This is a genomic window from Arenimonas composti TR7-09 = DSM 18010 (genome assembly GCF_000426365.1).
Classification (GTDB): Bacteria; Pseudomonadota; Gammaproteobacteria; order Xanthomonadales; family Xanthomonadaceae; genus Arenimonas; species Arenimonas composti.
In genome coordinates this window covers 240,426-260,202 of the sequence record NZ_AUFF01000001.1, presented here as the reverse complement: position 1 = coordinate 260,202, position 19,777 = coordinate 240,426, and the positions used below count along the sequence as shown (strand labels likewise).

Here is a 19,777-nt window from a genome sequence, read left to right as displayed (position 1 = left end):
TCAGACCTGGTCGTACGACGCCTGAATTCAAGAAGGAACTAGAGATGGGGAGTTCCGTCTCCGCGATGATCGTCGCGTCGACGATGCTGCCACGCTTGAGCATCAGGCCCTTGCGGGTCCGCAGCGCGTTGACCCGGTCGAAGATCACCGGCGCGAGCTCGTTGGTCTCGATCAGGCGGCGGAAGTTGAGGATGGTGGTCTCGTCCGGAATCGCCCGCAGGGTCAACCGGGCGAACTTGCGCATCGAACTGAGCTCGTAGAGCGCCTTCTCCATCGCCGGATCGCTCAGGCCGAACCAGTTCTGCTCAGGCGCACGCGCAGCATCGTCTGCACCGGATAGGGCCGTCGGCCGCGGCCGGCAACGGGGTAGAACGGCACAATCATCTTCAGCAGCGAGTCCCAGGGAACGACTTTGTCCATCTCGGCGAGGAACACCTCGCGCCGGGTTGTCTTCTTCTTGGCGGCGTACTCCGCATCGCCGAAGCGCATCTGGTCCATCGATCGCGCCCTTGTCCGCTTCGCGCGATAACAGCACACTTCGGGCGACTTGCTCAGACCTTCCCTAACAAATCGGACGTTCGATTACCTCGACGCCCTGATTTCGAATGATTTCTACGAAACCGGCATACTTTTGCTCTGCACCAAGCGGAACTACAGAGAAATGGAGTTCGTCTTCTGCTCCAAACGCCACTGCCCCTGCAATTAACGCTCCTAACTGTTCATCGTTTGTTGACAGCAAGAGAGGGCGCAGACGGACATCGAGACTCTCGCCCGCCAGAATGATGGCCTGGCCCTGTCTGAACCTGATTTTCTTGGCGATCGTCGACCCAACGAAAGCACAGTCTTCAACTTGCGCCTCGCAAATGTCAACGCAATACGCCGCACGCTCCATGGCAGACAAGTCTTCTCGAAATCGATCTTCCGAGAAAAAAGGTGAGCCCGCGTAACCATTCCCAAAATTGAAGTTTCGCAAGGCGCCGCTGAATGAGCAATGCAGAAAGAGAGAATCGTAAAGCGTTGTCGTATCATCAGAAACAACAGTGGAGAACTCGCAGCGATCAAACACGGGATGCCCGACCGCGCACTCTCGAAGCTCAATGTTTTCGAAGCGGCATTCCGTAAATGCTGACCTAGTCCTACAACCAGTCATCGACAGCGCGCAGTCCGTAAACAATATGTTTCGGACGATCGCGTCGTTAAGCGCAATCTCTCCAGGATCATTTCGAGATCGAACTGCAATTCTGTTCAAAGTCGTCACCTGCTACCAAGTCTTAATCAATGGCCGTGCCCCTTATACCCAAGAGTCGCTTTACGCGACACGTGCGCCTGCCAAGCTCTACTTGTTGTCAAATCGCCCCACCCACCACCACTTGTGACTTGGCAAAACCTGATCATGAATATGCCGAGATGACCGATGGAAAGATCTCGACATCCGAGCGCCCTAATTGGCGCGGCCTTTGTGCTGACCGCAACCGTTGGAATATTCTTTGCAGTCTACCACGCAGCTCTTAGGACAAGCTTTTGTCCAGCTTGTAAAGCAGTGTTTATTCTGTGCTGTAAGCCACAGAACTACTACGCTCCTCTACTCCAGGAGGAGTTCAGGCTCCAGGCCGGCAAAGAGGTTGTTATTCGAGCATCGCCCCTATACTCGGGAAAACACGGTCTATATTTGAATGCAGCGGCGAACTCCCTGCTGCAGATAAGGGGCCCGGTTTGCAAAACCGATGAAGGAGAATTGACGCTTCTTTCAACTGATACCAAGGTTTTCGACAACTTGGGAGAGGGCATAAGCCTTGCGACATTCAACATCGACACAGTGCAGTTCGAGCAGGAACTGTCTTGCAGGTTTACGGCGGAATCGTCGGCAGATGCGTTTATTCGTATCGTGAAGCTGTCCGGTCTTTCAGGAATATCCGAACGGGATGAGCCGAGCAGCAGCCTTGGTTCGCTGAGTTTCTCGCGCGCCGGCGTTCGCTGATCCTTCCGGAGGATTTGAAGTGCTCGTTTTCGGGGACTGAACAGCCCCGGCTTCTTCGGAGACTGCGGGGCCTGAGTCACGCCACGATGGAACAGGCCACCCCTTCCATAGTGGGACGCGTTACCGGCTCTTACTGAGTAACCCACCACCTGAATGTGACGACAATTTGCGGCGCGCTGAGCTTCCGGAGATTCGAGAAATCCGCTCGCACTGAGGACGCTGGACGCCAGACACCGCCCGTCCGCGAATCAACCTGGCACGCGCAGCGCCGCCGCGAAGCGGCGTCAGGCCGCGCCGGCGAGGCGGGCGGCTTCGGCGAGGTCGACGGAGACGAGGCGCGAGACGCCCGGCTCACGCATGGTGACGCCCGACATCTGCCTTGCGGCTTCCATCGTCGCCTTGTTGTGCGTCACGAAGAGGAACTGCACCTTCTCGCTCATCTCGGTGACCATCGCGCTGAAGCGGCCGACGTTGGCCTCGTCGAGCGGCGCGTCCACCTCGTCGAGCAGGCAGAACGGCGCCGGATTCAGGCGGAAGATCGCGAACACCAGCGCGACCGCCGTCAGCGCCTTCTCGCCTCCGGAGAGCAGCGAGATGTTCGACACGCGCTTGCCGGGCGGCCGCGCCATGATCGCGACGCCGGTGTCGAGCAGGTCTTCGCCCGTCAGCTCCAGATACGCATGGCCGCCGCCGAACAGGCGCGGATAGAGCTCCTGCACGCCGGCGTTGACGCGGTCGAACGTCTCCTTGAAGCGGCCGCGGGTCTCCTTGTCGATCTTGCGGATCGCCGCTTCCAGCGTCTCCAGCGCGGAGACGAGGTCGGCATCCTGCGCGTCGAGATAGGTCTTGCGCTCGCTCTGCTCGCCGTATTCCTGGATCGCCGCGAGGTTCACCGGTTCCAGCCGGCGCATCTTCGCGTCGATCGCGTTGAGCTGCTGGGTCCAGGTGTCGACGTCGGCGTCTTCCGGCAGCGCGGCGACCACGTCGGCAAGTTCCATGCCGGCGGCGGCGACCGCTTCGGACAGCTGTCCGGCGCGCAGGCTCAGCGCCTGTTCCTGCATGCGCCGCTGCGCGATGGCCTCGCGCTGCGCCAGCGCCTGCTGGTCGCGCTGCTGGCGGGTCTGCTCGTAGCCGCGCATCTCCTGCTCGATGCCGTCGACCGCCGAACGCGCGGCGGCGAGGTCCTTTTCGACGATCACGCGCTGGTCGAGCGTCGCCTGCCGCTGCGCCTGCAGCGCCACCACCGGCGCGTCGCCGTCGGCGAGCTGGGCGATCAGTTCATTGAGGCGCACTTCGAGCTGCGCCTTCTGGTTGCCCATGCGCGCCAGCGACTGCGAGAGCGCGACCACGCGCGCGCGCTGCGACTCCAGCTGCAGCGCCAGCGCATGCGTCGCCTCGCGCGCCTCGCGGGCGGCGGTGCGGGCGGCGTCGCGCTGCTCGCCAAGGCGGCGGCGGTCGGCGTCGAGCTGCTGCCGTTCGGTTTCGAGTTCGCCCATCTTCGCGACGGCCTGCTCGAGGCGGCCGCGGGCGTCGCGGGCATTGGCCTGCGCCTCGGCGTGCGTCGTCGCCAGCGTCGCGAGTTCGGCGTCGATGCGGGCGACGCGCGCCTGCGCCGATTCCAGCCGGCCCTTCTGCCCCTGCAGCTGGCCGGCGAGTTCCGACACGCTGCGATGCGCGAGGTAGAGCGCGCGCTGCGCGTCCTCGCGGTGCTGCTCGGCCTCGAGCAGGCGGTCGCGCATCGACGTCAGCGTCTCGTTGACCTGCTGCTCTTTCTTCGCGAGCGCGTCGATCTCGGCGCGCAGGCTCTGGATCTCGCGTTCGCGCGCCAGCGCGCCCTGGTGCGCGTCGCCGCTGCGCAGCACGCGCAGCCAGCCGGCGCCGAGCCATTCGCCGCCACGGGTGATCGCCGAGGCGCCCTCCGCGAATCCGTGCGCCGCCGCCGCGTCGCGCGACTCCAGCGCCTTCACCGAAGCGAGCAGGCGGCGCACGGCCGCCGGCCCCTGCACTTTCGCCGCCAGCGAATCCGCCGGCACGGCGATGTCCTCCACCGTGGCATCGACGAGCGCGACACGCCCCTGCGACAGCGCCGCGATCGCCTCCAGCCACTGCGCCGGCGCATCGACCGTCACCGCCTCGATCAGGCTGCCGAGCACGGTCTCGACCGCGGTTTCCCAGCCCGGCTCGACCGTCAGCGCCTCGCCGAGGCGCGGGTTCGCCGCCAGGCCCTGCCCCTTCAGCCACTCCAGCGCGACGTTCTTCTCCTGCCCGAGCGCCGCGTGCTGCAGCGCTTCCAGCGAGGCGAGGCGGCCGCGCGCGGCCTGCGTCGTCTTGCGCACCTCGGCCAGTTCCGACTGCGCCTGCCGCTGCTGGTCCTGCAGCCCGGCGAGCGCGGCCTTGCGCTGCTCCAGCACTTCGCCGAGCTGGTCGAGACCGGCTTTCTGGGCGTCGTGGTCGGCGGTCTGCTGCGCCAGCGTCGCCGCCAGCGCGGTGGTGTCGAGGCCGCTGCGCTCGTTGCCGAGCTGATCGCGGCGGCGGCTTGCGTCCAGCGCCTGCTTTTCGAGGTATTCGATCTTCGTGCGTTCGACCTCGGCCCAGCGCGCCGCTTCGGCCTGCGCCTTCGCGTAGGTGTCCCAGCGCTGCTGCCAGTCGCGCAGCGCGGCTTCGGCGGCGGTGAGTGCCTCCTGGCGGCCGGCGTCCTCGCGGCGCAGCGCCTCCAGCCGCGGATCGGCCTCGGCGATCGCGTTGTGCAGCTCCGCGAGCTGGCGCTCGTCGCCACTGATGTGCTCGCCGACTTGCGCGAACGCGGCGTCGGCCTCCGCGCGTGCCTTTTCCAGGCGCTCGCGCAGTTCCTTCTGGTGCTGGATCTGCTGCTCGATGCGGGCGAGTTCGCCGCCCACCCGGTAGACCTCGGCCTGCGCCTTGCCGAGGCGTTCGCTGGCCTCGCCGTGCTGGCTGCGGCACTGCTCGATCTGTGCCTCGGCGTGGCGCTGCTCGGCGAGCAGGGCCTGCAGCTTCGTCTCGTCGGCGACCAGCGCGTCCCGCAGCGCCTTCAGGTCGGCGTCGAAGCGGCGGAATTCCAGCGCCTTGAGCTGGGCGTCCTTCTGCAGGCGCTCGCCCTGCAGCGCCTGGTACTGCTCGGCGGCGCGGGCCTGGCGCTTGAGGTGCTCGAGCTGCTTGTCGACTTCCTCGCGCAGGTCGGTCAGGCGCTCGAGGTTCTCGCGCGTGGCCTTGATGCGCTGCTCGGTCTCCTTGCGGCGCTCCTTGTACTTGGAGATGCCGGCGGCTTCCTCGAGGTACACGCGCAGGTCCTCGGGCCGGGCCTCGATGATCTGGCTGATCATCCCCTGCTCGATGATCGAGTAGCTGCGCGGGCCCAGTCCCGTACCCAGGAACAGGTCGGTGATGTCGCGGCGGCGGCAGCGGGCGCCGTTGAGGTAGTAGTTGCTCTGGCCGTCGCGGCTGACCATGCGCTTGACCGAGATCTCGGCATAACGCGCGTATTCGCCGCCGATCGCGCCGTCGCTGTTGTCGAAGATCAGCTCGACCTGGGCCTGGCTCACCGGCTTGCGCGAGGACGAGCCGGAGAAGATCACGTCGGTCAGCGAATCGCCGCGCAGGCGGCTGGCCGAGCTCTCGCCCATCACCCAGCGCACCGCGTCGATGATGTTCGACTTGCCACAGCCGTTCGGACCGACGATGCCGGTCATGTTGGTCGGCAGGTGCAGCACGGTCGGGTCGACGAAGGACTTGAACCCGGACAGCTTGATCGTGGAAAGACGCATGCGGTGGGGCTGCCTCGCGGCGGCGCCGGAGCGCCGCCCCTCAGGGGGTGGAAGGGGGTTTCCCGCAGCCAAGTCGTTGATCGACAAGGGCTGCCCGGAGCGTGGACGCTCCTGCCGGGCAATTATAGCGGGCCGCGCGGCCGCGCCCCGGAGCGCACCCTGACGGTGGTCCCGGCGGCCCTGTGGGATAGTCCGGGAACCCGGCCTCGCGCACGTTCCCGCCACGGGCGACAGTGCGTACTGCCGCCATCCTGCCTGGAGACCTGCCCGTGCCGATGCTCGACCGGTTGTTGCTGTTCGGTGCCACCGGCGATCTCGCGCGGCGCTATCTGTTTCCTTCCCTGATCCATCTCTGGCGCGACCGCCTGCTGCCGCCCGGCTTCCAGCTGGTCGCCGCCGGCCGCCAGGGCTTCGATTCCGACGAGGCCTTCCGCAACTGGCTGCAGGAGCGACTCGGCCGCGAGGCCAGCGGCAATGCCGCCGCCTTCGCCGAACTGATGGCGCGCACCCGCTACGTCGCCGTCGACCTGCAGGACGAGGCCGGCATCGCCGACGCGCTGGCGCCGTTCGCGCACGCGCCGGCGGTGAGTTACCTGTCGACGCCGCCGGACCTGTTCGCCCCGGCGGCGCGCGGGCTGGCGAGGGCCGGCCTGCTGGACGCACCGTCGCGACTGGTGCTGGAGAAGCCGATCGGCCACGACCTCGGCAGCGCCCGCGCGATCAATGCCGTGCTGCGCCGCGCCCTCGACGAGACCCGGGTGTTCCGCATCGACCACTATCTGGGCAAGGCGCCGGTGCAGAACCTGATGGCGCTGCGCCTCGGCAATACCCTGCTGGAAGCGGTATGGCACCGCCGCTGGATCGAATCGGTGGACATCGTCGTCGCCGAGACCGCCGGCGTCGATGGCCGCGAAGGCTATTACGCCAATTACGGCGCCCTGCGCGACATGGTGCAGAACCACGTGCTGCAGCTGCTGGCGCTGATCGCGATGGAACCGCCGGCCCAGCTCGATGCCGACGCGATCCGCGACGAGAAGCGCAAGGTGCTGCGCGCGCTGCGCCCGCTGCAGGCCGCCGATGTCGGCCGGTACACCGTGCGCGGCCGCTACGGCGACGGCGTCGTCGCCGGGCGGGCGGTGCCGGGCTTCCGCCACCACGCGCCGGTGGAGACCTTCGTCGCGGTCGAGGCCTTCATCGACAACTGGCGCTGGTCGGGCGTGCCCTTCCGCCTGGTCACCGGCAAGCGCCTGGCCGAACGCGCGACCGAGGTGCTGGTGTGCTTCCGGCCGGTCTCGCACTGGCTGTTCGAGCGTCCGGACGCGGCGCGGGCGGCGCCGAACCGCATGCGCATCCGCCTGCAGCCGGAGGAACACATCGAACTCGGCCTGATGGGCAGCCTGTCGGCGCCGGAATGGGCGGCGCTGGAACTGCAGCCGATGGCGCTGGACCTGCAGATGCCGTCGCCGCAGCGGCGCATCGCCTACGAGCGGCTGCTGGTCGACGCGCTGAAGGGCAACCAGACCCTGTTCGTGCGCGACGACGAGGTCGAGGCGGCATGGTCGTGGATCGACAGCATCAGCTCGGCCTGGGCGGCGGCGGCGACGCCGGTGCTGCCCTACCCGGCCGGCTCCTGGGGGCCGCCGGAGGCGCAGCGCTTCCTGCCGGCGTCGATCGTCGACGAGATCGGGGGCGGCGACTGATGGCGGGCGCCGCCGGCACCGTGCTGCTGGCCGACATCGGCGGCACCCATGCGCGGTTCGCGCTCGCCGATCCCGACGCGGAGTCGCCGTTGCTCGCCGACAGCCAGCGCACCTTCGCGGTGGCCGGATTCGCCGGCCCGGAGGCGGCGGCGCGGGCCTATCTCGACGCCTTCGGCGCGGCGCCGCGACGGGCGGTGTTCGCGGTCGCGGCACTGGTCGACGGCGACGAACTCGAACTCACCAACCATCCGTGGCGGCTGTCGCGACCGGCGCTGATGGCGGCACTGGCGCTGGACGACCTGCGCTTCGTCAACGATTTCGAGGCGATGGCGCGGGCGCTGCCGCTGCTGCGCGGCGACGACGTGGTCGCGCTCGGCGGCCCCGGCTTCTCCGTGGCCGGCCTCGACGACGACGCCGACCGCTGCTGGGCCGTGCTCGGCGCCGGCACCGGCCTCGGCGTCGCCGGCCTGATCCGCCGCGAGGGCCGGGTGTTCGCGCTGCCGGGCGAAGGCGGCCACATCGGCTTCGCCCCCGCGACCGCCGAGGAGATCGACGTGCTGCGCCTGCTGCATGCGGACTTCGGGCGGGTGTCGGTCGAACGCGTCGTCAGCGGCGGCGGCCTCGCCAACCTCTACCGGGCGCTCGCGCAGCGCGACGGCGGCGACGGCGAGGCGCTGGCGCCCGCCGACGTCGTGGCCCGGGCCGGCGCCGGCGAGCCGCGCGCGCGCCGCGCCATCGAACTGTTCTGCGCGCTCTACGGCGCGGTCGCCGGCGACATCGCGCTGGCCTTCGGCGCCTGGGATGGCGTCTTCCTCACGGGCGGACTGGTACCAAGGCTGCTGGAAGCCCTGCAGCAAGGCGGGTTCCGCCGCCGTTTCGAGGACAAGGGCCGCTTCGCCGCGGCGATGGCGCGACTGCCGACGCTGGCGGTGCGGCACCCGCAGCCGGGCCTGCTCGGCGCCGCCGCGATCGCCGCCGACGCCACCACCGAAGGTAGACGATGAGCCACACCCTGGTCGACTGGCACGACTATCCCGACGAAGCCGCCTGGACCACCGGCGCGGCTGCGGCGATCGCCGTGCCGCTGCGCGATGCGCTGACCGAATTCAACGAGGCCAGCCTGCTGCTGTCCGGCGGCGGCACCCCGGAGCCGGTGTATCGCGCACTGGCGGAGGTCGACCTCGACTGGGACCACGTCCGTGTCGGCCTGGTCGACGAACGCTGGCTGCCGCCGACCGACGACGCCAGCAACGGCCGGCTGATCCGCAACGCGCTGCTGCGCGAGCGGGCGGCGATGGCCGATTTCCGCGCCCTCGCCCGCCACGACGGCGACCGCGGCAAGGCGCTCGAGGAAGCCAATGCCTGGCTGCCCGAGGAAGTCGACGTCGCCGTGCTCGGCATGGGCGACGACGGGCACGTGGCCTCGCTGTTCCCGGGCATGCCGGGGCTCGGCGACGCGCTGGCGGCCAGCGAGCCCTATGTCGCGATCGACGCCGACGGCATTCCCGGCGCGAAGGACTGGCCGCAGCGGATCTCGCTGACCCCGGCCGGACTGTCGCGCGCCGCGACGCGCCTGCTGCTGCTGCGTGGCGTCGGCAAGCGCGCCCTGCTCGAGCGCGCGCTGCGCGAAGGCGGCGTGCGCCGCTGGCCGGTGCTCGCGGCGGTGCAGCTGCCCGGCGGCAAGCTGCAGGTGCACTGGTGCCCGTGAAGCTGCGTGGAGTGACGCGATGACCCTGCATCCCCGCCTCGCCGAAATCACCGCGACCATCCGCGAGCGCAGCCGCGAGCCGCGTGCGCGCTACCTGGCCGCGGTCGCCGCCGCGCGCGGGCGCACGCCGCACCGCGGCCGGCTGAGCTGCGGCAACCTCGCGCACGGTTTCGCGGTCGCCGAGGGCGAGGACAAGGCGCGCATCGCCGGCAACGCGACCCCCAACCTCGGCATCGTCACCGCCTTCAACGAGATGCTGTCGGCGCACGCGCCCTACGAACACTACCCGCCGCGGCTGCGCGCCGCCGCGCGCGCGCTCGGCGCCACCGCCCAGGTCGCCGGCGGCGTGCCGGCGATGTGCGACGGCGTCACCCAGGGCCGCGACGGCATGGAGCTGAGCCTGTTCTCGCGCGATGTGATCGCCCAGGCCACGGCGATCGCGCTCAGCCACGACATGTTCGACGCCGCCCTGCACCTGGGCATCTGCGACAAGATCGTGCCGGGGCTGCTGATCGGCGCGCTCGGCTTCGGTTATCTGCCGAGCGTGTTCGTGCCCGGCGGGCCGATGCCGCCCGGCCTGCCGAACAAGGAGAAGCAGGCCGTGCGCGAGCGCTATGCCAACGGCCAGGCCAGCCGCGAGGAGCTGCTGGCCGCCGAGGCCGCGAGCTACCACTCGGCCGGCACCTGCACCTTCTACGGCACCGCCAATTCCAACCAGGTGCTGCTGGAGGCGATGGGCCTGCAGCTGCCCGGCTCGTCGTTCGTGAATCCGGGCACGCCGCTGCGCGCCGCGCTGGACGAGGCCGCGGTCGCCGCCGCCACCCGCATCACCGCGCTCGGCGAGGACTGGAAGCCGCTCGGCCGACTGGTCGACGAGCGCGCGATCGTCAACGCGATCGTCGCCCTGCTCGCCACCGGCGGCTCGACCAACCACACGATCCACTTCGTCGCGGTCGCCCGGGCTGCCGGCCTGATCGTCGACTGGGAGGATTTCGACGCGCTGGCGCGCATCGTGCCGCTGCTGGCGCGGGTGTACCCGAACGGCGACGCCGACGTGAACCGGTTCGACGCCGCCGGTGGCACGCCGTTCGTGTTCCGCGAACTGCTCGATGCCGGTCTGATGCACGAGGACATCGAGACGATCCTTCCGGGCGAAGGGCTGCGCGCGTGGACGCGCGAGCCGCGCCTGGTGGACGGGCGCCTGGTCTGGGTCGACGGCGCCCACGAATCGCTCGACCGCGAGGTGGTTCGCGGCGTCGCCGATCCTTTCGATCCGCACGGCGGCCTGTCGCTGCTGCGCGGCAACCTCGGGCGCGCGCTCGGCAAGCGCTCGGCGGTGAAGCCGGAACACCGCCGCATCCACGCGCCGGCGGTGGTCGTCGACGACCCGCGCACGCTGAACCTGCTGCACCAGCAGGGCGCGCTGCCGCCGGACTTCGTCGCGGTCGTGCGCTTCCAGGGTCCGCGCGCGAACGGCATGCCCGAGCAGCATTCGCTGCTGCCCCTGCTCGGCCTGCTGCAGAACCAGGGCCGCCGCGTCGCCCTGGTCACCGATGGCCGGCTGTCCGGCGCTTCGGGCAAGGTCGCGGCGGCGATCCACGTGACCCCGGAAGCCGTCGACGGCGGCCCGCTGGCGAAGGTCCGCGATGGGGATCTGCTGCTGCTCGACCTGGACGCCGACGTGCTCGTCGCCGAAGTCGACGAAGCCACCTTCGCCGGCCGCGAACCGGCGCGGCCGCATCCGGCGGCGCATGCCGACCTCGGCCGCTCGCTGTTCGCGCTGAACCGCCTGAACGTGACGCCGGCCGACCAGGGCGCCCTGTCGATCTCGGTCGGCGCGTGATGTCGCTGCCCGACACGGGCAAGGCAATCGGACACGGAGTCACGGGGATCGGGGTCAATCTCCGGCGAGAGCGCGCTTGCCGCTGGAGTCGCGGACGATCAGTTCGGGGATGAAGGGCGCGGGCACGGCCGCGGCATCGGTGCCGGCGATGCGGGCGATCAGCAGGCGGGCGGCGCGTTCGCCGAGCTCGGCGATGTTCACGCGGATCGTCGTCAGCGCCGGATGCATGTAGCTCGCGAGCGGGATGTCGTCGAACCCGGCCAGGGCGATGTCCTCCGGCACCCGGACACCGGCCTGGGCCAGGCCGAACAGGCAGCCCAGGGCCATCAGGTCATGGGCCGCGAACACCGCGTCCGGGCGCGGCGTCGCCGCCAGCAACTCGCCGGCGGCGCGGTGCCCGGCCGCCAGGGTGAAGTCGCCGGGCAGCACCCATTCGTCGAGACCCGGCCCCGCGGCGGCGAGGGCCTCGCGGTAGCCACGGAGGCGCCCGCCGGCGTCGAAATTGCCTTCCGGGCCGGCGATGAAGGCGATGCGGCGATGGTCGCAGGCCAGCAGGTGGCCGACCATCGCCCGGGCGCCGGCCTCGTTGTCGATGCACAGGGCATCGCTGCCGGGGGCGGCCGGCGAGTTGATCAGCACCATCGGCAGCGTCGCGTGGTCGCCGGTCTCCGGGGCGGGCAGCAGGCCGGCGAATGGCGACATCACCAGCAGGCCGTCGACCCGGCCGCGCAGGGTGCGCAGCGCCGCGCCCTGCGCTTCCGGATGCCCCTGGTAGCTCGACACCAGCAGGTGCAGGCCGGCCGCACGCGCGACCTGGTCGATGCCGCGCAGGAGTTCGGAGAAGTATTCACCGTGCAGGTCCGGCAGCACGACGCCGAGCGTCTGCGTGCGCCGGCTGGACAGGCTGCGCGCGGCCGCATGGGGCACGTAGCGGAGCTGGGCGGCGGCCGCCTCGACGCGGCGGCGGACGTCGGGGGTGACGTTGTGGTGGCCGTTGAGCGCCCGCGACACGGTCGCGACCGATACCTGCGCCGCGCGGGCGACGTCCTTGATCGTGACGCCCCCCTGGCGGTTCACGGCAGGACGGGTCGGAACGGCCGCACGTCGACCTGGCGGTAAACGCCGGCGGCGACGTAGGGATCGGCCTCGGCCCAGGCCTTCGCCTCGGCCAGCGACGGGAACTGCGCGACGATCACGCTGCCGGTGAACCCGGCCGGCCCGGGGTCCTCGCCGTCGATCGCCGGCAGCGGGCCGGCCAGCTTCAGCCGGCCGGCTTCGGCCAGGGCCTGCAGCCGCGCCAGGTGGGCCGGGCGCGCCGCCAGCCGGGCGGCCAGCGAGTTGTCGTAGTCGATGCCGAGGATCAGGTACCACACGGCCGTGCCCTCTTCTGCTGCAATTGCCGCTCCGCCGACCGACCCGGAACCCATGGACCGCCTGGACGACCTCGTGATTATCACCGAAGTGGACGACCCGGCATTCGCGGCGCCGATCTTCCGCCGCAAGTTCGCCGCCGAGCCGCCCGACTTCGAACACCACGTCATCGCCTTCCTGCGCCCGGCCGAAGGCGTGTTCGTTGCCGCCAACTACGTGCACCTGTGGCTGCGCGACGACGTCGGCCTGATCGGCGGTGCCGCCACCGACGGCCGCGCCTTCGCGCGCCTGGCCGCGGACCAGGCCGAACGCATCCGCGCCGCCGGCGGCCTCTACCTGCAGACCCTGCGCTGGACCTTCGCCAAGTTCGCCGACCGCTGCGAGGCCTTCTTCGGCTACTGCGGCGATGCGCGGGCCTGGGAAGTCGACATGGCGGCGGGCTTCGAACCGACGCAGCATCCGTATCTGATCGCGCATTGGCATCGGCGGCTGGGCGAGGCGCGGCGCGGGGAGCTGGTCGCGCGGGTTAACGGGTGGGGACCCTTCTGAGAAGACAAGTAACGAATGAGAAATAAGAAGTAGTGGGTAAGAAACAAGAAGTAGTGAATCGGCGACGCGGCGGCTGGCCGTTCGCGCGAAGCGCGCGCCTCCCCTACTTCTTATTTCTCACCCATCACTTCTTCTCTTATCCAATACTTCTTGTTCGTCAGGCACAACTTGCCAGGAGGGCCCAAAGCTCCTCCGCCGACTTCCAGTGCCAGCCGCACACGAATCGCGGCAGTTCCCAGCGATCGCTGCCCGCATGCGCCGGCTCGCCCTGGCAGCCGAAGGCGCCGAGCAGGCCGAGTTCCGGGCCGCGGCGCGGCAGCCAGTCCTCGCGCAGGAAGGCGTTCGCGTGGCCATAGGGATAGGCGAAGAGGGCGCAGCGCGCCGGCGCGATGCGCGCTCCGATGTAGTCGAGCGCCTGCGCGATCTGGAAGTCGGCCCGCGCCTCGTTGTCGACCACGAAGAAATCACCGCGCGGCATGCCGTCTAAGCCGGTCGTGCCGAGGGCCGGATGGTTGTGGTCCCAGCTGTGGCAGCCGATCTCGATGTGCGGTCCGGCCTCCGCCCACCACTCGCGCATCCAGTCGCGGCCGTGCAGGCAGTCGCGATCCATCACCGCGCGTGCCTGCGGGTCGGCGATCACGAAGCTGGTCAGGTGCGGCGTCAGTGCCGGAAAGCGCCCGGCGGCCTCGGCGAGGATGCCGGCGAAGCTGCGCTGCCGGCCGACGCCGGGCCAGTCGAGATCACGCAGGTCGAGGTCGGTGCCGTCGTCGCAGGTCAGTGCGACGCAGCGCCGGAGGTCGCGGTCGGCGAGGCAGGCTACCTGCTCCGCCGCCCAGCGCGCCGGCACGATGCGCCAGCCGGCGCGCGCGAACATCGCCAGGTCTGCGGCGAGCGCCACGTGATCGTTGCCGAGGTAATCGCCACCGGCGACGTTCGCCGCGTGGTAGGTCAGCACCGGCAGCCGCCAGCCGCTCACGGCAGGTGCAGGCCCTTGTAGCGGGTGCTGTGCGGCGCGCGCTTCTCTTCTTCCGGGCGGTCGGCGCTGTAGTAGTACAGCGCCAGCGAGCGCCGGTATTCGCCTTCCGGGCAGGCCAGCGGCGCCGGGTGGCCGTGGAAGGTGTCGCTGCGGGTGTTGAAGATCACCGCGCGGTTGAAGATCGGCGCGATGCTGCGCACGCGGCGGCCGGCATCGGTGGACCACAGCTCGAGTTCCCCACCCCAGTCCGCCGGCCAGTCGCGGTTGAGGTAGAGCAGCACGTTGATGCGCCGGTGCGCCTGCAGGCCCGGATGCCAGTTGAAGTCGGCATGCACGCCGAGATGGCCGCCGCGCCCGACCAGATGCGCGCCGCCGCCGAGCAGATGCGGATCCGGCAGCAGGCCCGGAATGCCCGTCAGGGCTTCCAGGAAGCGCACGAACGGGCCGCTGTTGAACTCATGCAGCGCACGCACGATCGCCGCCGGCAGTCGCGTCTCGTCGGCGCTGGCCAGCTTCATCTCGAAACCGGCGGCGGCGTAGCGGTCCCAGCCGGTGTACTGCGGCGGCGTCGGGAAGGCGTGCGCCAGTATTGCGGCCGCCTCCGGGCGCAGGAAGTCGTCGAACACGGCGTGCGGAAACGGTTCCGCACCGGCATAGGCCGGCGCCGCCGTGTGCGCGAGCGCCATCAGCCGCTGCGGATCGAAGATGAAGTCCATGCCGCATTGTCCCCTGCGCGACCGGCGCCGGCCAGCGCCCATGCGCCCGGGTATGCACCGGCGCGGCGCTTGGAGAAACCCCGCCCGCTGCGTAAAGTCGCGGCGAAGGCGGTGCCGGCGGCGCATCGCGACGTTTCGGGGAGAAGACGATGTTCCGACGGCTGGCGAATGTGTTCCGCGGTTTCCTGGCGCTGTTCGTCAAGGACCTCGAGAAGAAGAACCCGGAGGCGCTGCTCGAACTCGAGCAGGAGAACCTGCGCAAGCAGATCAGCCAGTACAACCAGGGCCTGGCCGCGCACGCCGGCCTCGCCGAGCGGCTGATGGGCCAGGTGCGCCGCCTCGAGAACGAGGAATCCGAGCTGCGCGCCCGCACCACTGCCCACCTGCGCGCCGGCAACAAGGACGCCGCAGGCCAGCACGCGCTGCGCCTGCAGACGGTGAGCCGCGAACTGGCGGAGAACCGCCGCCAGCTCGCCGACGCCGAGGAAACCTACAAGAACCTGATCAAGGCCCGCGACGTCGCCGTCAATGCCGCCCGCGCGAAGATCCAGTCGCTGAAGGGCGCGATCAACGACATGAAGATGAAGACCGCGATGGCCGAGATGAACGAGATGGCCGCCGGCATGATCGGCCAGATCGGCGGTTCCGGCGACACCCTCAACCGCCTGCACGAGATGGTCGAGGAAGAGCGCGACAAGGCCGCCGGCCGCGCCCGCGTCGCGAAGGATTCGCTGGACATGACCGGCATCCAGGTCAAGGAAGCCGAGCAGCAGGCGCTGGCCGACCAGGCGCTGGCCGACTTCGCCGCCGCCGAAGGCCTCGCCCTGCCCGGCCAGGAAGCCGCGCCGGCGGCGCCGCGCAGCATGGGCGGCACCGCGACCCCGGAAAGCCCGCAGGGTCAGTGACCGCCGATGCCCCTCGACGCCGACGCCCCCGCCTGGGCGCGTGAGCTGGCGCTCGCCTACGAGAGCGGCGCGCACGGGCAGTTCGTGCTCTACGGCAACATCGCCGACCGCTTCCCGCTGCAGGGGCGGCTGGTCAACCTCGTGCGCTATCTCGACGCGCAGCTGCTCGCCGGCTTCGACGTCGTGTTCGTCTACGACCCCGGCAATGGCCTGCAGCTGCTGCGCGGCAGCGAGCGCGTCGCGCAGTGGCCGGCGATGGAGAAGATGCCGGCGCTGCCGCGCGATCCGCGCCAGGCCGTCGAATTCGTCAGCCGCTACCTGCGCTACCGCGCCAACCTGCGCGCGCTCGGGCGCGAGACCGCGCCGGAGCACGTCGCCTGCGTGATCCGTGGCGCCGACCAGGTGCTGCCGGCCAGCCGCCAGGGCGATTTCGAGACCGCCAGCCTCGCCAGCCTGGTGCGCGACTGGGCTTCGGAACCGCCGTTCACCGATCTGGCCTTCGCCAGCTTCCTGCTCGCCGACAACCTCAACGATCTGCATCCGCTGGTCGGTGCCAATCCGCGGGTCGCCCGCCTGCGGGTGCCGCTGCCGGACGTGGCGGTGCTGGAGCAGGCACTGGCGCAGCTGCGGGTCGACCACCCGGCGGCTTTCGATCCGGACGCCAGCGACGAGGCCGCGGCGCAGCAGCTCGCCGGCGTCGGCCTCAGCGCCCTGCACAGCCTGGTGCGCACCCGCGCCCACCAGCAGCAGCGGCTCGGCCCGGCCGACTGGGTGCGGGTGAAGAAGCAGCTGGTGGAAGAAGACGCGGCCGGCCTGGTCGAGTTCATCGAATCGAAGCGCTCGCTCGACGACTACCACGCCCAGGACGCGCTGAAGGCCTGGCTGCGCCAGGACATCGCGCTGTGGCAGGCCTCGGACCTGCGCGCGTTGCCGATGGGCTACATCTTCTGCGGCCCGGTCGGTACCGGCAAAACCTATCTGGTCGAGTGCCTGGCCGGCGAGGCGGCGGTGCCGGTGGTGAAGCTGAAGAACTTCCGCGACAAGTGGGTCGGTTCCAGCGAGGGCAACCTGGAGAAGATCTTCCGCCTGATCCGCGCGCTCGGCCGCTGCATCGTCTTCATCGACGAAGCCGACCAGGCGCTCGGCAAGCGCGACGCCGGCAGCGGCGATTCCGGCCTGTCCGGCCGCCTGTATTCGATGATCGCGCAGGAGATGAGCAACGCCGGCAACCGCGGCCGGCTGATGTGGATCCTCGCCTCCTCGCGGCCGGACCTGATCGAGGTCGACCTGAAGCGGCCGGGCCGCGTCGACGTCAAGATCCCGCTGCTGCCGACCACCACCGCCGCCGAGAGCGCAGATCTGCTGCGGGCGCTGCTGAAGCGCTTCGGCATCGCCCCGGACACGGAACGGATGCTGGAACTGCCGCTGCCGCTGCTGCTGACGCCGGGCGCCGCCGAGGCGATCGCGGTGAAGGCCTACCGCCTGACCCGCACCGGTGGCTTGTCGCCGATCGACGCGCTGCGCGACTGCCTCGACGGTTACCAGCCGCCGGTGCCGCCGGACGTGCTCGAGTTTCAGATGCGCATCGCCGTGCGCGAGGCCACCGACCTCGACTTCGTGCCGCCGATGCTGCGCCACCTCGCCGCCGGGAGCCCGCCGGCGTGAAGTCGCTGAAGTACTGGTGGGCGGCGTTCAACGCCCGCCCGTTCGGCATGCCGATCCCGCCGAACTGGTTCGGCATCGCCGCATTCGCGATGCTCGGCGGCTTCGTGAACCCGGGCTTCTGGATCGTCGGCGCGGCGCTGGAGATCACCTATCTGTCGTCGCTGGCCGGCAGCAAACGCTTCCGCAACGCGATCGACGTCGGCGAGCGCCGCGAGGACCCGGCCGACGCCCGCTACCTGGCGATGACCGAACGCCTCGACGGCCGCCAGCGCGAACGCCAGTCCAGCCTCGAGGCGCGCGCCCGCGAGATCCTGCGCACCCTCGACGGCTCGCCGATGCTGGCCGCCTACTCCGACCACCTGCAGCAGCTCGTCTGGCTGCACCTGCGCCTGCTCAACGCCCGCCAGGCGATCGAACGGGTGCTGGCGACCGCCCGCCGCGAGGCCGATGCGCTCGACGAACAGGAACGCCAGCTGCGTCGCCGCCTCGAGGAACCCAACCTGTCGCCGGACCTGCGCCGCAGCCTCGAGCAGCAGGTCGCGGTGATCGACCAGCGCCAGGCCGCGCACGCCGACGCCGCCGAGCGCGGCGAACACGTCGACTCCGAGCTGCAGCGCATCGACCTGCAGGTCGCGCTGATCCGCGAGCAGGCCCTGCTCAGCCGCGACCGCAACGACCTCGGCGGCTCGCTCGACGCCCTCGCCGCCTCGTTCAACGAGGCCAGCCGCTGGCTCGACAGCCAGCGCGACCTGATCGGCACCCTCGACAGTCCGCTCGAACAACGCCTGCCGGCGCGCGTGCTGCGCGGCGAGGCGCCCCCCCGAAAAGCCGCGCGCGAAGGAGAATGACGATGCAGACCGGTCGGCGATCGAACCGTGGCAACGCCTTGGGCAAGGTCTTCACGATCCTGCTGGTGCTCGGCCTGCTGGGCCTGGGCGCCTGGATGATCCTGCGCGGCGACGGCGGCGGCGACAGCGCACCGGACACCCGCGAAGCCCGCGGCGTCGACGGTCCGACGGTGCCGTCCGGCGACGCCCCGGCGCCGATCGAGCCGCTGACCCGCCAGCCCACCCTCGACCAGGCCGCGGCGTACACCATCAAAGACGGCGTGGTCGACGTCGACATCAGCGAATACGCCGGTTACGCCGGCCTGATCGTCGCCAACGGCGGCCTGGCGCCGAACCCGGAATCGATCTTCGCGAAGGAATACGGCTTCCAGGTCCGCCTGACCCTCAGCGAGGAGGAAGGCTGGAGCAAGCTCAACAACGGCCGCGTCGCCGCCTCGGTGACCACCGCCGACGTGCTGGCCGTGCTCGGCCGCCAGTTCGAGGTCGTGGTGCCGGCGCAGATCGCCTTCTCGCGCGGCGCCGACCAGGTGGTCGTCGATTCCGGCATCACCAGCATCAACGGACTGAAGGGCAAGGTGCTGGCGGCGTCGCAGTTCAACGAGAGCGAGTTCTTCATCCGCTACCTGGCCGGCGAGGCGGGCGTGCCGGTGCAGGTGCTGCGCGACCTCGATGCGCGGCCGCGCCCGGACGCGCTGGGCCTGGTGTTCTACGAGGACGCCTTCGCCGCCTGCGACGCCTACGAGCACGAAGTCGGCGGCGGCCGGCTCAATGGCTGCGTCGGCTGGACGCCGCGCACTGAGGAGGTGGTCGAGGCCTCCGACGGCGCCGCCAAGGTGCTGGTGTCGAACCGCAACCTGCTGGTGATCGCCGACCTGCTGCTGGTCAACAAGGCCTTCGCGCAGGCCAATCCGCGGATCGTCGAGGGTCTGGTGCACGGCCTGATCGAGGGCAATGCCCAGCTGCGCGACAACCCGGCGGCGCACCTGGCCGTGGTCGGCAAGGCCTTCGGCTGGAGCGAGCAGGACACCCGCGACGAACTGGCGCAGGTGCACTTCAGCAACCTGCCGGAGAACCTCGCGTTCTTCGGCGGCCAGATCGACGCCGCCGGCTCCTTCGCCGGCATCTTCCAGTCGTCGGTGCTGGCCTACGGCGACCTGATCCGCAACCCGTCCGACCCGGCCCGCTTCGTCGACATGGCGGCGCTGCAGAAGCTGCAGGCCGGCGGCCGCTATGCCGCGCAGACGATCGCGATCGCGCCGATCCGCAGCGAGAACCGCGCCGCACTCGAGGGCGACGCGCTGCTGAGCAAGGACATCCGCTTCTTCTTCGAGCCGAACTCGTCGGTGCTCGACCGCAACGCGACGCAGAACGACGAGTACCTGGACACGATCCGCAACTTCCTGCAGGTCAGCCCGGGCTCGGTGGTGATGCTGCGCGGCCACGTCGACAACGCCCGCGTCGCCGAGTTCGAGCGCGAGGGCGGCCAGGCGCTGGTGCGCAGCATGGCCCTGCACGCGATGGAGCTGTCGCGCAAGCGTGCGCAGGCGGTGCGCGATGCCCTGCTCAAGCGCCACCCGAACATCGACCCGCAGCGGATCGAACTGGTCGGCCGCGGCTGGGAGGAACCGGCCGGCCCCGACAGCGAGCTCAACCGCCGCGTCGAAGTGCAGTGGTTCACCCTCGAATGAGCCGCCAGTACCGGCACGCCGCACCGGCATGCGGCGTGCACCCCGGCG

The 19,777-nt window shown here is 70.1% G+C and carries 15 protein-coding genes and 2 pseudogenes; 10 read left to right on the top strand and 7 right to left on the bottom strand.

Annotated elements, in window-relative coordinates:
- Window positions 1-61: 61 nt before the first annotated feature.
- Together K311_RS18805 and K311_RS18270 are read right to left on the bottom strand one after the other, a co-directional pair.
- Window positions 62-498 (bottom strand): annotated as a pseudogene (locus K311_RS18805) (transposase); the annotation flags it as partial.
- A 64-nt stretch (window positions 499-562) separates the two neighbouring features.
- Entirely contained in the window at window positions 563-1,258 is a 696-nt protein-coding gene (locus K311_RS18270) for a hypothetical protein (RefSeq protein ID WP_161627281.1), read from the bottom strand.
- 201 nt (window positions 1,259-1,459) lie between these two features.
- Between K311_RS18270 and K311_RS18265 the strand changes: the two genes are divergently transcribed.
- The gene (locus K311_RS18265) at window positions 1,460-1,978 is read left to right on the top strand and encodes a hypothetical protein (RefSeq protein ID WP_154659407.1); all 519 of its coding nucleotides are present in this window, start codon (window positions 1,460-1,462) and stop codon (window positions 1,976-1,978) included.
- Between the two features lie 284 nt (window positions 1,979-2,262).
- Here the strand turns inward: K311_RS18265 and smc are convergent, their stop codons facing one another.
- Window positions 2,263-5,760 (bottom strand): chromosome segregation protein SMC, encoded by a 3,498-nt coding sequence (gene smc, locus K311_RS0101260; protein WP_026815807.1) that lies wholly within the window; start codon window positions 5,758-5,760, stop codon window positions 2,263-2,265.
- 275 nt (window positions 5,761-6,035) lie between these two features.
- Here smc and zwf point away from each other — a divergent pair, with 275 nt between their 5' ends.
- From zwf to edd, 4 genes and pseudogenes are all read left to right on the top strand, one after another.
- On the top strand, window positions 6,036-7,460 hold the full coding sequence (zwf, locus tag K311_RS0101255) for a glucose-6-phosphate dehydrogenase (protein ID WP_026815806.1): 1,425 nt from the start codon (window positions 6,036-6,038) through the stop codon (window positions 7,458-7,460).
- Window positions 7,460-8,464: a glucokinase gene (glk, locus tag K311_RS0101250; RefSeq protein ID WP_026815805.1), complete on the top strand. Its 1,005-nt coding sequence runs from the start codon at window positions 7,460-7,462 to the stop codon at window positions 8,462-8,464. Before zwf ends, glk begins: the two co-directional genes overlap by 1 nt.
- Entirely contained in the window at window positions 8,461-9,168 is a 708-nt protein-coding gene (gene pgl / locus K311_RS0101245; protein WP_026815804.1) for a 6-phosphogluconolactonase, read from the top strand. Before glk ends, pgl begins: the two co-directional genes overlap by 4 nt.
- A gap of 19 nt (window positions 9,169-9,187) precedes the next feature.
- Window positions 9,188-11,005 (top strand): annotated as a pseudogene (gene edd / locus K311_RS14715) (phosphogluconate dehydratase); the annotation flags it as partial.
- A gap of 60 nt (window positions 11,006-11,065) precedes the next feature.
- Here edd and K311_RS0101235 read toward each other — a convergent pair.
- A complete protein-coding gene (locus K311_RS0101235; protein WP_026815803.1) occupies window positions 11,066-12,088 on the bottom strand; it encodes a LacI family DNA-binding transcriptional regulator in 1,023 nt (340 codons plus the stop codon).
- Window positions 12,085-12,384, bottom strand: coding sequence for a YciI family protein (locus K311_RS0101230; RefSeq protein ID WP_026815802.1), 300 nt, complete (start codon window positions 12,382-12,384; stop codon window positions 12,085-12,087). The genes K311_RS0101235 and K311_RS0101230 overlap by 4 nt, the downstream gene beginning before the upstream one ends.
- 52 nt (window positions 12,385-12,436) lie before the next feature.
- On the opposite strand from K311_RS0101230, the gene K311_RS0101225 reads away from it, so the two are divergent.
- On the top strand, window positions 12,437-12,931 hold the full coding sequence (locus K311_RS0101225) for a hypothetical protein (protein WP_026815801.1): 495 nt from the start codon (window positions 12,437-12,439) through the stop codon (window positions 12,929-12,931).
- 157 nt (window positions 12,932-13,088) lie between these two features.
- On the opposite strand, the gene K311_RS0101220 is transcribed toward K311_RS0101225, so the two are convergent.
- Both K311_RS0101220 and K311_RS14710 read right to left on the bottom strand, forming a co-directional pair.
- Window positions 13,089-13,907, bottom strand: a complete 819-nt coding sequence (locus K311_RS0101220; protein WP_026815800.1) for a polysaccharide deacetylase family protein — start codon at window positions 13,905-13,907, stop codon at window positions 13,089-13,091.
- Complete coding sequence (locus tag K311_RS14710; RefSeq protein ID WP_051239357.1) at window positions 13,904-14,623, bottom strand: 2OG-Fe(II) oxygenase; 720 nt, start codon at window positions 14,621-14,623, stop codon at window positions 13,904-13,906. The genes K311_RS0101220 and K311_RS14710 overlap by 4 nt, the downstream gene beginning before the upstream one ends.
- A gap of 149 nt (window positions 14,624-14,772) precedes the next feature.
- Between K311_RS14710 and K311_RS0101205 the strand changes: the two genes are divergently transcribed.
- From K311_RS0101205 to K311_RS18260, 4 genes are read left to right on the top strand one after another with little or no spacing between them, the layout of a single operon-like run.
- Window positions 14,773-15,528: a PspA/IM30 family protein gene (locus K311_RS0101205; protein WP_026815799.1), complete on the top strand. Its 756-nt coding sequence runs from the start codon at window positions 14,773-14,775 to the stop codon at window positions 15,526-15,528.
- Window positions 15,529-15,534: 6 nt separating this feature from the next.
- Window positions 15,535-17,193, top strand: coding sequence for an AAA family ATPase (locus K311_RS0101200; protein ID WP_026815798.1), 1,659 nt, complete (start codon window positions 15,535-15,537; stop codon window positions 17,191-17,193).
- Window positions 17,190-18,041 carry a hypothetical protein gene (locus K311_RS0101195; protein WP_026815797.1) on the top strand — a complete coding sequence of 284 codons (852 nt, stop codon included), beginning with the start codon at window positions 17,190-17,192 and terminating at the stop codon, window positions 18,039-18,041. The genes K311_RS0101200 and K311_RS0101195 overlap by 4 nt, the downstream gene beginning before the upstream one ends.
- A gap of 2 nt (window positions 18,042-18,043) precedes the next feature.
- On the top strand, window positions 18,044-19,729 hold the full coding sequence (locus K311_RS18260) for a phosphate ABC transporter substrate-binding/OmpA family protein (protein ID WP_026815796.1): 1,686 nt from the start codon (window positions 18,044-18,046) through the stop codon (window positions 19,727-19,729).
- Window positions 19,730-19,777 lie beyond the last annotated feature (48 nt).

Bases quoted from the DNA above. Each gene is read 5' to 3' on its own strand.
- smc (WP_026815807.1), bottom strand. From the start codon at position 5,760: ATGCGTCTTTCCACGATCAAGCTGTCCGGGTTCAAGTCCTTCGTCGAC.
- zwf (WP_026815806.1), top strand. From the start codon at position 6,036: ATGCTCGACCGGTTGTTGCTGTTCGGTGCCACCGGCGATCTCGCGCGG.
- glk (WP_026815805.1), top strand. From the start codon at position 7,460: ATGGCGGGCGCCGCCGGCACCGTGCTGCTGGCCGACATCGGCGGCACC.
- pgl (WP_026815804.1), top strand. From the start codon at position 8,461: ATGAGCCACACCCTGGTCGACTGGCACGACTATCCCGACGAAGCCGCC.
- K311_RS0101225 (WP_026815801.1), top strand. From the start codon at position 12,437: ATGGACCGCCTGGACGACCTCGTGATTATCACCGAAGTGGACGACCCG.
- K311_RS14710 (WP_051239357.1), bottom strand. From the start codon at position 14,623: ATGGACTTCATCTTCGATCCGCAGCGGCTGATGGCGCTCGCGCACACG.
- K311_RS0101205 (WP_026815799.1), top strand. From the start codon at position 14,773: ATGTTCCGACGGCTGGCGAATGTGTTCCGCGGTTTCCTGGCGCTGTTC.
- K311_RS0101200 (WP_026815798.1), top strand. From the start codon at position 15,535: ATGCCCCTCGACGCCGACGCCCCCGCCTGGGCGCGTGAGCTGGCGCTC.
- K311_RS18260 (WP_026815796.1), top strand. From the start codon at position 18,044: ATGCAGACCGGTCGGCGATCGAACCGTGGCAACGCCTTGGGCAAGGTC.